9 protein-coding genes and 1 pseudogene are annotated in these 12095 nt (G+C 39.8%); all 10 read right to left on the reverse strand.

Annotation, left to right across the window (positions count from 1 at the left end; genetic code table 11):
* Nucleotides 1–613: pseudogene (locus IX38_RS05210) on the reverse strand (lectin-like domain-containing protein); the annotation flags it as partial.
* Between the two features lie 156 nt (nt 614–769).
* Nucleotides 770–1246: a ribonuclease HI gene (rnhA, locus tag IX38_RS05215; RefSeq protein WP_034702577.1), complete on the reverse strand. Its 477-nt coding sequence runs from the start codon at nt 1244–1246 to the stop codon at nt 770–772.
* 68 nt (nt 1247–1314) lie between these two features.
* Nucleotides 1315–2904: a replicative DNA helicase gene (gene dnaB / locus IX38_RS05220; RefSeq protein ID WP_034702579.1), complete on the reverse strand. Its 1590-nt coding sequence runs from the start codon at nt 2902–2904 to the stop codon at nt 1315–1317.
* A gap of 281 nt (nt 2905–3185) precedes the next feature.
* The gene (locus IX38_RS05225) at nt 3186–5306 is read right to left on the reverse strand and encodes a T9SS type B sorting domain-containing protein (protein WP_034702580.1); all 2121 of its coding nucleotides are present in this window, start codon (nt 5304–5306) and stop codon (nt 3186–3188) included.
* Nucleotides 5307–5408: 102 nt separating this feature from the next.
* Nucleotides 5409–7547 (reverse strand): T9SS type B sorting domain-containing protein, encoded by a 2139-nt coding sequence (locus IX38_RS05230; protein ID WP_034702581.1) that lies wholly within the window; start codon nt 7545–7547, stop codon nt 5409–5411.
* Nucleotides 7548–7638: 91 nt separating this feature from the next.
* Nucleotides 7639–8874 carry an MFS transporter gene (locus tag IX38_RS05235; RefSeq protein ID WP_034702582.1) on the reverse strand — a complete coding sequence of 412 codons (1236 nt, stop codon included), beginning with the start codon at nt 8872–8874 and terminating at the stop codon, nt 7639–7641.
* Between the two features lie 93 nt (nt 8875–8967).
* The gene (locus IX38_RS05240) at nt 8968–9330 is read right to left on the reverse strand and encodes a hypothetical protein (RefSeq protein WP_034702583.1); all 363 of its coding nucleotides are present in this window, start codon (nt 9328–9330) and stop codon (nt 8968–8970) included.
* Nucleotides 9331–9399: 69 nt separating this feature from the next.
* Complete coding sequence (locus IX38_RS05245) at nt 9400–10899, reverse strand: GH3 auxin-responsive promoter family protein (protein ID WP_034702584.1); 1500 nt, start codon at nt 10897–10899, stop codon at nt 9400–9402.
* 126 nt (nt 10900–11025) lie between these two features.
* Nucleotides 11026–11271 (reverse strand): hypothetical protein, encoded by a 246-nt coding sequence (locus IX38_RS05250; protein WP_034702585.1) that lies wholly within the window; start codon nt 11269–11271, stop codon nt 11026–11028.
* 182 nt (nt 11272–11453) lie between these two features.
* A complete protein-coding gene (locus IX38_RS05255; RefSeq protein WP_034702586.1) occupies nt 11454–11846 on the reverse strand; it encodes a hypothetical protein in 393 nt (130 codons plus the stop codon).
* Nucleotides 11847–12095 lie beyond the last annotated feature (249 nt).

Here is a 12095-nt window from a genome sequence, read left to right on the forward strand (position 1 = left end):
TTATTTTTACAATCCAGTTGGTAGGAACGGCTGGATCTACCTGGGCTGTTACTTCGACGTGTTTATAAGTCGTGCCCTGAAAGGGTTGGGTGGTATTCAGATCCGGAGAATGAAAAGAACTTCCAGGAACATTGAAAAATTCCACGTTGTTGGCATCTGTTGTATTGGCAACCTGTCCATAAGCAACGTGTACCTTGCTCATTGTTGCAGTAGTTGTGTTATTATAAGTGTCAAGCCCTACAATAAACCCTACTGCATTTTGGGAAACTCCAAGACCTGAGCCTAATACGCTTGCGATGGGAGGATTCGCTAAATACCAAAATGCGATTCCGTCTCCGTTGGATGTTTGGTTAGAATCCATTCTGAAATCGAATTCCACTCTCCATTTGTCACAGTATTTTAAATTGATCTGTTCATTGAGCCTTATGGATCCGGATTGATCATTGGCATCCGGAGTAAGCTGAACAAAATCGCCTATTATCTGTGTTGGAGAAACCGTTGTCCATCCAGTCGTATTTACGGGGTTTCCGGTTAGCTGATAGGTCTGGGAAAACACTCCTCCTGACAAGAAAAGCAGAAAGAGGGAGATATAAGACAGTAAAAATTTATTCATTGAATCGGGATTACTTTAATTAGAAGATGTAAATATATTAAATCCCAATTAATTAATGGGTATTTAATGTTAATTTTACCGAAAATGATAATTATCTTTCAATAAATGATATAATAATCAGTTGAATATTGAATGTTGCGAAAGTAAATCAGTTTTTTAAAAAAGAGAATTGTTTTCCAGCCCTTCAAAATAAGTATCAGTTTCAAGGTCAGATGAATTAGCAGCGGCTACGGCAAGCTTGTCGCAGAGTTCATTTTCAAAGTGTCCTGCATGCCCTTTTACCCAGTGCATTTTTGGTGTATGTTTGTTGTACATTTCAATGAATCTTTTCCAGAGATCCGGATTTTTTACATTTTTCCATCCTCTTTTGATCCATCCGGCAATCCAGTTCTGGTTCACGGCATCAGCCACATATTTGCTGTCTGTGTAAATATGAATATCGTTCTCCGAAGATTTTAGTTTTTCCATAGCGGAAATAACAGCCAGAAGCTCCATCCGGTTGTTGGTGGTTTTCCGGAAACCTTTGGAGAATGTTTTCTGATAATTTTTTTCAGGAACGCGCATGAGAATTCCATAGCCTCCTTTTCCGGGATTTCCGCTGCATGCACCGTCAGTATAAATTTCTATTCTCAAAAGTTCAGGTATATAAAATCAGTATTCATTTAAAATCAATCTGTTATTCAGTTTAAATACTGTTGGCTTTAGAACGGGAAATCATCATCGTCATCAAGATCGTTCATTGAGGATCCTGAAAGTTTTGAGCTATCCGGAAGATCAAATGCAGCACCAGGCTGGATGGTTGTTTTGATCTTGTCAAAACCGCTGGGTTCGCCGGAGCCGAAATTGGAAGGATAACCTCCCATACCACCGTCAAAAGCAGATTCAATATCACCGAATTTTGCAAAATGCTTCAGGAATGATAATCTTACATCGGCTGTAGCACCATTTCTGTGTTTTGCAATGATCAGCTCTGCCTGGTTTTCCGTTGGGGTTTCCTGACCTTCTTCGTCATTATCCCAAACGGCAATTTTATAGTATTCAGGTCTGAAAATAAATGATACAATATCCGCATCCTGCTCAATCGCTCCGGATTCCCTAAGGTCAGAAAGCTGAGGCCTTTTTCCGGGACGGGCTTCCACACTTCTCGATAGCTGTGAAAGAGCAATAACAGGGACATTAAGTTCTTTGGCAATAGCCTTCAATGAACGTGATATCATGGAAATTTCCTGTTCACGGTTTCCAACTCCTTTTCCTCCGCTTCCGGCGGTCATCAGCTGAAGGTAATCTACCATGATCAGCCTTACGCCGTGCTGCATGACCAGTCTCCGGCATTTTGCACGGAAGTCGAATATGGAAAGGGAAGGGGTCTCGTCAATGAAAAGCGGTGCGTTTTCAAGTTCGGACACATTGGAGAACAGTCTCTGCCATTCATCATCATCCAAAGTCCCTTTTCTCAGTTTTTCAGAAGAGATTTTCGTTTCCGAAGCAATCATCCTGGTGATAAGCTGTACGGATGCCATCTCCAGAGAGAAAAGCACCATCGGGATCTTGTGGCCAACGGCTATATTTCTGGCCATTGACAGAAGGAACGCTGTTTTACCCATTGCCGGACGGGCTGCGATAATGATGAGGTCGGAATTCTGCCAGCCTCCGGTCTCTTTGTCAATATCCCTGAATCCTGAAGGAACTCCTGAAAGTCCTTCTTTATCTTTCAGGGATTTAATCGTTTCGATAGCCTGCTTTACCAGTGAATTGGCCGTGTCGAATCCTTTTTTTATCGTACCGTTGGTAATTTCAAAGAAAGATTGTTCGGCTTTATCCAAAAGTTCAAATACGTCAGTAGATTCTTTATAGGAAGAATCGATCACATTGGCAGAAACGTTGATAAGGCTTCTTAATATATATTTTTCAAGAATAACACGTACATGATATTCAATATGGGCAGAGGAGCTTACCCCCATCGTAAGATCGATGATATAATGGTCGCCACCTGCCTGGTGGAGTTTATCTTCTTTTTTCAGTTCCTGGATAATCGTCATCAGATCCACAGGATGGTTGCCTTCATAAAGCTTTAAAATCGTGGCAAAAATAACCTGATGCCTCGGGTCATAAAATACTTCAGGTGTAAGAAGGTCAATAGAATGATCAAGCCCTTTTTTATCAATTAAAAAAGTTCCTATAACCAGTCTTTCAAAATCTACAGCATTGGGTGGCATTTTTCCATCCGCAATAGACAGCTCTCTTGCAAAATTTCCGTGTGTAAGGGATGATAATGTTTCTTTCTGCGCCATGATGCAAAGATAGTTTATTTAGAAAAAATAATTAAAAAATAGTAACTAACAAGTTATCAGCAATCTCCCGTAAGCTGTAATGGGCATACGCATGTGAATGTTAGTAAAAAAGGGATCAAAAATAGAAAATTTTCAACGAGTAATATTCATTGAGGTGAAATTGATCAATTGTTTTTTTAATTTTCAGATAAGAAAGGTGATTTTTGGGGTTAATTAAAATATAATGTACAAAAAAAGACTGTCGCAGATGACAGTCTTTTTTGTATAGCATAAGAATAAGCTTATTCTTTATTCTTTAACAGTATCCATCCTGAATATTTCGTTTCGGTACTGTTTTTATCGTTTTCGTTCCATGAGATCGTATACCAGTAAGTACCGGTAGGGATTTTTTTGCCGGAAGCAGTTCCGTCCCATTTATAATCTCTCATTTTATTAGCTTCGTAAAGCTTGTTTCCATATCTGTCATATACGATAAAAACAAGGTTTTTCTTATAAGACAGGGCAGAATAGTCGATCTCGTCGTTCACCTTATCTCCGTTCGGAGTGATTGCATTGATCAGATTCGGTACAGTAACTGTAATTTGAACCGGGGTACAGTTGTAAGAATCCTTTAAGAATATCTTATTTTCTCCTCTTGGAAGTCCGCTGAATGTATTAGTCGATTGCCAGTTGGTCCCGTCTATTGAATACATATAAGGAGGAGTTCCGCCTGAAGCATTCACTGTAATAGTATTGTTGCTGATGTCTACACTTGAGATTACCGGTTGTGAAGAAGCAGAAACCGTTACGGTCTGAAGCGTGAAACATTTTCCTGTTTTCAGCTTCACCCAGTAAACTCCTATTCCTGCATCGTTAATAGCTTGTGTGGTATCACCGGTACTCCATTCGTATCCGTCAAATCCAGGCCCTGCATCCAGTGTTGTTTTACCTTCAGCACAGATCGTTTTGTCTTTCAGAACGGCAGATTTTACCGGAGGAAGAACTTTTAGTGTGATCTTAGCAATCGCATAACACTGATTGGTATTGGTAACTCTTACATACACTTCAGTACTTGTCGTAAGGTAGGTGGCCGGAGTACCAATCGGGTTGGTTTCAGCTTTAGCATCGTTTAATGTTTTATAGAATTTTTTTGTCTGTCCTGCCACGGCTCCTACATCCGCTTTTGTCAGGTCAAATTTAGCTTGCATGATATCATTTTCGATATAGCACTCTTCCAGTAAGGCATCCTTTAGTGTAACCACCGGATGGAAAGATAATGTGATTGCGGCTGTTGCTGTACATCCAAACGCAGAAATTACCTTAACGTATACTATTTTCTCAGCCGAAATATAATCCGAAGGGTTTGTGATTTCGTTAGTATCAGCATTCAGATCGGCAAGGGTAGGATAATATTTTTTCGTAACGGTACCTGTAAATACATCTGCCGTTGTCAGGTCAAATTTTCCGGTACCTTCACCATTGTTATTACATGCGAAAATAGTAGCATTTTTTGCGGTTATACTTGCATTTACAAATTTGAACTTACCGCTTATGAAGCATTTATTGATAACGCTGTTTGGGTTTTCCGGATCCAGGTAACGGATTCTGTAGTAATAAGTAGTCGTCCCGTTTACGGTCGTTATTGTAAGTGGATCATCCCCTGTAATAACATCATTGACATTATCATGGTAAGTCACCTTGAAATTAGGGTTGTTTCCGTTGATAATACCAGGAGTAAGGGTATCAAAATTAAATTGTGAAGGAAGCCCGCACACCATCACCGTTGAAGGATCGTTTGCATCAGCTGCAGGAATACCAGGTGGAAGAAAAGGGTTAGGTGCCAGAACAGGATCATTAAATGCTGAACTCAGGCTGGCAGTACCGCCCCAAATCATTTTGAATCCGTCCGGAGAGCTTCTGAAATTGTCTACGACCAGATAATACGTTTCTCCTGCCTGTACCTGCATGTAAGGGCTCCACTCAAATGAATTCCCTGCCTGTCCGTTTGTATTGGGAGGTGGAGGAGGAGGTAAGGTTAGGGTAAGTCCCGTATTGCCCGTTGGAGTACTACCGTTGTAGTTACATCTCAGCGGTGTTACAAAAACGTTATTGGTGTTTAAAGAGGTACATCCATTAGTGGTAGGACCATATACTGCAAAATCGTAATCGTCGGCATTAACATTAGGATCAATAACGAATGTAAGAGTTCCAGATGTGGCAATAGTAAAAGTATACCATACCGAGAAATTTTCACTTCTGCCCAAACATCCGTTTGCGGATAAATTCTCTACAACATTTCCATGTCCTGATGGAGTGTATGATAGTTCAGAGTTTCCGCAAATAGGGATTGCGCTAATGCAATCGGACTGTGCGTAAAACACCTGCGCTATAAATAAAATTAAAAGGAGTAATGTTTTTTTCATGTTTAAAATGATTTTTGTGAGACAAAATCTGAGTAAAATAAAGTTATCAGCATTTATGTTGAAAAAAACCGCCCCGTAGAGCGGTTTTATTTTGACAGGAGATTATTCTCTATTTTTTACCATTATCCATCCTGAGAATTTGAATGGAGTATTCTTTTTATCATTTTCATTCCACGTTACAGAATACCAGTAAGTTCCCGTAGGAATCTTTTTGCCGGCTACTGTTCCGTCCCATTTAAATCCATTAGATTTATCAGCCTGGTGGATTTTGGTACCATATCTATCAAAGATACTGAATATAAGACCATTTTTACCCGATAATGCTGAATAATCTATAACATCATTTACACCGTCTCCGTTTGGAGTGATAACATTAATAAGGTTAGGTACAACAACTGTTATCTCAATAGGTTCGCAGTCATACGAATCTTTTACATATACTGTATGGTCTCCTCTTGAAACATTGGTGAATACGTTGGAGTCCTGCCAGTTAATATTATCCATAGAATATTTGTATTCAGGAGTTCCGGCAATTACATTCACGGTTATGCTTGTGTTAGAGATATCAATGCTTGAAACAACCGGCTGTTCAGAAGCATATATTTTTACATCCTGTAATGTGATACAGTCTCCGGTTTTTAATTTCACCCAGTATGTTCCTACGCCTACGTTGTTAATAACCTGTGTGGTTGCTCCTGTGCTCCACTCATAACCATTGAATCCAGGACCTGCATCCAGGCTGGTTTTATCCTCAATACAAATGATCTTATCTTTAAGCACGTTAGAGTAAACAGGGGAAAGTACGGTTAATGTTACTTTCGCAATAGAATAACATCCCTGCGCGCTAATTACTTTTACGTAGATTACTCCGGATGGAGCGGTATAGGTTAAGAAATTTAAAATTTCATTGGTTCCGTTTACTGCATCTGTTAGAGATGGGTAATATTTTTTTGTAGCACTTGTCAATGTAGTTACTGGTGCATTGCCTAGGTTGAATGTTCCCAGTGAAGGATTTGTTTGAAGGAAACATGTTCTCAAAGAAGCATCAGTCACGGGCACCAGCGGATGGAACTTCAGGGTGATCTCTGCTGTTGCTGTACATCCGAATTCATTGGTTGCCTTTACAAATATTTTTCCTTCAGCCGATACGAACTGGTATATAGCAGGGCTGGTGATCTCATTTGTTCCTGCATTAAGGTCGAACATCGTAGGATAATACTTCAGCACATCGGTTGGTGCAGCTCCTATAGTAGCAGTGGTAAGATCGAACATTGCTGTCCCGGAGCCATTATTGCTGCAGCTTGTAAGCGTAGCATTTGTTAAAGTAAAGCTGCCATTTCTGAATTTGAATTTTCCTGTAATAAAACAGCCGTTCATAGGGTTCGTAGGGTTCACAGGGTCCTGATATACAATTCTGTAATAGTAAACTGTTGTAAGGTTTACAGTCTCTGTAGTCACAGGATTTCCTCCTGTAATGGCATCGTTTGTATTTTTATGGTAAGACACCTTGAAATTCGAGCTGTTACCGTTAATAATTGCTGTACTCAGTGAAAGAAAGTTAAATGGGGTAGCAAGTGAACATACCGTTACCTCGTTCGGATCATTAGGATTGGCTGCCGGAAGTCCGGGCGTAACAAACGGAAACGGAGCCAGAGTAGAATCGTTGAACGCAGAGCTTAAACTGGCGGTACCTGTCCATGTCAGTGAGAATCCATCCGGAGAACTTCTGAAGTTATCTACAACAAGATAATAAGTCTCACCGGCCTGTACTACCATATGTGGGCTCCATTCATTCTGGTTTCCTGCATTTCCATTGGTATTTGGCGGTGGTGGCGGCGGTAGTGTTAATAATAGCCCGGTATTTCCCTGTGAGGATCCGGTACCGTTGTAGTTACATCTCAGTGGCGTTACAAAAACGTTATTATTGTTCAAAGAAGTACAGCCGTTAGTGGTAGGGCCATAAACTGCAAAATCATAATCGTCGGTATCAACGTTAGGATTAATAACAAAGGCTAATGTTCCGGAAGTTGCTGCCGTAAACGAGTACCATACCGAAAAGTGTTCATTGTCTGTATCGTTCAGACAAGAATTGATTCCAATACCTTCCAGTACGTTTCCTGGTCCGGCAGGGGTATAGGAAATATCTGAGTTTCCGCAGATAGATATTGCACTAATACAATCTGACTGAGCATATAAGATGCGGGAGCAGATGATTAGAAAAACGAGTAATGCTTTTTTCATAAAGGGGGATTTAAAAAAAACAAATATAAAAAATTATTAAAGTTAATTTAAAGATTTTATGATATATTTAATAGAATCGACTTATTATTGTCTAATAATTCATTTTTCTCAGCTTGGGATTTGTGCTTGCTACAAGAAGAGCTACCAGTACCGTCATGGTTCCCCCGAAGACTACAGACCTTACTACACCTAGTAATTTTGCCATCAGACCGCTTTCAAACTGCCCCATTTCATTACTCGACATGATGAATATGGAATTCACACTCAGTACGCGGCCCCTGATATGATCGGGAGTTTTCAGCTGTACAATTGTTCCCCTGATCACCACCGAAATTCCGTCAAGCATTCCGCTCATTACAAGGAATATAAATGAGAGCCAGTAAAGCTTTGAGAGCCCGAATCCGATGATGCAGAGCCCGAATCCGGCAACAACGACAAGAAGGATCTTCCCCTGGTTCTTTCTTAACGGAACAATCGCCAGAAGAGTGATGATACACATAGAACCTATATCCGAAGCGGCATTCAGAAGACCGAAACCTTCCGCTCCCGCATCTAAAATATCAGTGGCAAATACCGGGATCATAGCAACAGCCCCGCCAAAAAGAACCGCAAACATATCAAGGCATAATGCCCCCAGAATTTCTTTCGTTTTAAAAATATAGGAAATGCCCTCACGCATGCTTTCCACAACATTTACATCCTCTTTTTTATATTCGGAATGCTGCTGTTTCAGCTGCCAGAAGAATAACGAAGCAACAAATATCAATGAAATGATGACAACCAGAGTCCATTTGACTCCGAAGTAACCGATAAGAAGCCCGCCGGCAGCATGTCCGCATACCGAAGATATCAAAAAGGTGGCCTGGTTCAGGGTTACTGCATTCGGAAGATTCTCTTTCTTTACAATTTTGGGAATCATTGACGGAACAATAGGCCCGATAAAAGCTCTTGCAATTCCTGTGAAAAATATAACACTGTATATAAAATAAGTGATTTCGTGTCCGTTGAAATGCATTTCCACGTTGAAAAATGCCGGGATCAGCAGCAGCCCGATCAGGAAAATGTATGCATAATTGCAGATCAGAAGCAGTCTCTTCTTTTCATTCATATCAATTACATGACCGGCATACAAGGCACAGCTTACCGCGGGAATAACCTCCGAGAGCCCGATCAGGCCTATTGAAAAAGGATCTTTTGTTAGCTGGTACACCCACCATCCTAATAAAGTTGCGAGCATTCTGAAGGCTAAAACGATAAAAAATCTTCCCGTAAGAAGATTCCTGAATTCAACATTTTGCAATGTTTTTAACGGTGTAAAGGAAATCATACACAAAAATAGCCCTAAATATTTATTTAAGGCTGTTTGTATGAGGATTTTTTAAATGATAAATCAAATAGAGTCCGAAAGATAAAATCTATTTTAGTCCGCTCTTAATGAACTGATCACGATGGCTGCAACGCCTGCTGCACCAATCACGGCGGCACCGGCTGTTACCCTTGCTTTAGATCTGTCTTTTACAGCAGCTACATTGGATTTCGGGATAATCACTTCTGCACTGTCCTTTTTGCCTGCAGTTCCTATCAGGTTATCACCGTCAATGTTTCGGAACAGCATTTTCTGTTTTGGAGAACCATCTTTCATGGTAACAACATACATTTTTCCAGCCTGAAGATTAGAATAATTGTTTTTTGAAATGTCCTCGCTGTACTTTGTGGTAGCGCAGGATGAAATTACAAATAAAGATGTTAGTAAAGATGATTTTAAAAGTACAGATGCTTTCATTATTATTTTTTATTTTTTCAAATTTATAATTTTTTTCGAATATATGTTTTTGGAATTGAAAAAATATCTTTAAAGTTTGTAAATTTCCAACAGATCTGCGATTTTTCTGTCATTGGCAAGTCTTGGTGTTTTATTCTGGCCTCCCAGTTTGCCCTGCGATTTTGCATACTCGTGGAAAGCATTCTTTTTTAGCGGAGTAATATGTAGCTGCTGAAGGATATTTCCTGTAATAAGATCATCATAATATGTATTTCTTGCCCGAAGCTGTTCGTCCAGCTCACTCCTGAATAACTCTAAATTTTCCGGTTCTTTTTCAAATTCAATCAGCCATTCATGATAAGGAAGGCCTTCCGTAGGATTCACCTGCGGGGCAAGGTGAAATTCCGTGATCTGGGCAGCATTTTTTTCCACCGTGGCTTTCATTGCTTCTTCTACCTCGAAAGCAATTACGTGCTCTCCAAAAGCAGAAGTAAAATGTTTCGTTCTTCCGCTCACCAGGATTCTGTACGGATCTTTACCGGTGAACCTTACAACATCTCCTATTGAATAAGCCCACAAGCCTGAATTGGTACTAAGGATCAGGGCATAATCTTTATTGAGCTCTACATCTTTTAATGTTAATCTTCGCGCTTCAGGCTTACCATACTCCTCCAGGGGGATAAATTCATAGAAAATTCCATGATCTGTTAAAAGAAGCAGCCCTTCCTTAGTATAGTCATCCTGAAAAGCAAAAAAACCTTCAGATGCCGGAAACGTCTGAATGATATCCACTTTTCCGCCAAGGAGATCATTCATTTTATCCCTGTAAGGCTCGTAATTAACGCCTCCCGTAACCAGCAGCTGGAGATTGGGGAAAAGCTGTTTGATCTTTTTACCGTGTTTTTCAGTAAGCTTCTCAAAATACATGATCAGCCAGGGCGGAATTCCGGAGATCAGCGTCATGTTTTCATGTTCAGTTTCCTCAATAATCTTCTCTACCTTGGCTTCCCAGTCCTCCATTATATTCGTATTCCAGCTGGGAAGGCGGTTCTTTTGAAGATAACCCGGGATGTGATGTGCCACAATTCCTGAAAGGCGTCCCGTTTTTATTCCGAAAACTTCTTCCATTTCAGGGCTTCCCTGCAAAAAGATCATTTTCCCGTTCACAAAATCCGCATTGTTTTTCTGGGCAATATAATGGAATAGTGCACTCTGTGCACCTGCAATCTGGAAAGGCATTCCCTCTTTTGAAATCGGAATGTACTTTGAGCCGGAAGTGGTTCCTGAAGTTTTTGCAAAATATTCGGGAGTCTCTGTCCAGAGAATGTTGGCCTGCCCTTTTTTTACCCTTTCAATATAAGGTTTCAGATCTTCATAATCAGCAACAGGAACCCTGTCCTGGAATTCTTTTACAGACCGGATGCTTTCAAAATCATGTTCCCTTCCGAAAAGAGTTTTCTCTGCCGTTTTAACCAAAGACAGCAAAAGGGCTTCCTGATTTTTTACTGAGTTTTTTTTGAATTCCCCGCTTTTCAGGACATGTTTTTTTGCCCAGACAAGCGCCGCCTTTTTCTTGAAGAAGTTTAACATGCCTCAAATTTATAAATAAGTATAGAATATGAAATCATTTTCAACCCTATATGCCAAAAAAAACCGGTGAATGAGTCACCGGTTCTTCGAAATTTGATTATGAAAATAACAACTATATGTTAAAGTTTACTTGTTTGCTTTTTGCCTCTTGTCTGGAGTGCCGTCTTTTTTAAGATTCTTGTTTTCTTTATACCTTTTGTCAGGTGTTCCGTCCTTTTTCATTTTTGCTGCCGGCTGAGCTGTTTTCGCTGCCGGAGCCTTTACTGTTTTTGTTGTTGGATGAGAGGCAGCTGTAGTTGCCGGAGTAGTCTGTTGTGCGCTTGCAAATCCCAGTCCTAAGGCCAGTGACATTGCTGTTAGTAAATTTTTCATAGGATGACTGTTTGTTTTTTCTTGAGTAAAGGTATACAAAAAGCAGGCTGGAAAATCAGTATTTTCAACCTTAACTAAAGTTTATTACTGCTTAAAAAAAACTTAAATAAAAGGTCTTTAAAATGAAATAAGCCTGATTCTTTTAAAGAATCAGGCTTACATGTTAAGTATGAATAGTTGGTTTAACGTGTACAGTTGGCAGTCCAGGTTTTACCATCCTTGATATACAGAATTTTCAACTCATTATTGTCTATTCTTATATAAGATGTGGCACTTGCGCCAACCATTACAAGGGTATGGTCTCCCTGTTGTTGAAATTCCACTCCGTTAAGATCCGGGATCCCGTTTGAAAATGCGAAATTATATTTTGTTCCGCTGGCGATTTTAGTTACAAATACACTTCCGTTATCTGTGCTGTTGTTGGTAGATCCGTCATTATAAGAAATGTTTCCTTTATACGTTCCCGCAAAGAAGTCATTGTTTACAGGATCATCATCATCACTACACGCTGCAAAAGATAATGTGGCAACAAAGACCAGCATAAAAATTCCTAAGATTCTGATTGCTTTTTTCATAATTCTATTTCTTTAAAGTTTGATAGGGTAATTTTCCCAAACACTATGCCACTACGGAATAATGGGATTTTTTTAACTTTTAATTAAATAAATTAATAAAAAATTAAGGTTTGGGTATGTATAGGGTACCACATGCTATGTTTTCGGTAATTCCTGATTTCCGCTGAAAGAAAAAAATATCCTTATCTTTGTTGCAAGCAAACGGTTTCGGAACACTCCCGAAATCGCTTTTGTCGTTTATACCATTAC

The sequence above is a fragment of the Chryseobacterium luteum genome (genome assembly GCF_000737785.1).
In the GTDB taxonomy this organism is placed as follows: Bacteria; Bacteroidota; Bacteroidia; order Flavobacteriales; family Weeksellaceae; genus Chryseobacterium; species Chryseobacterium luteum.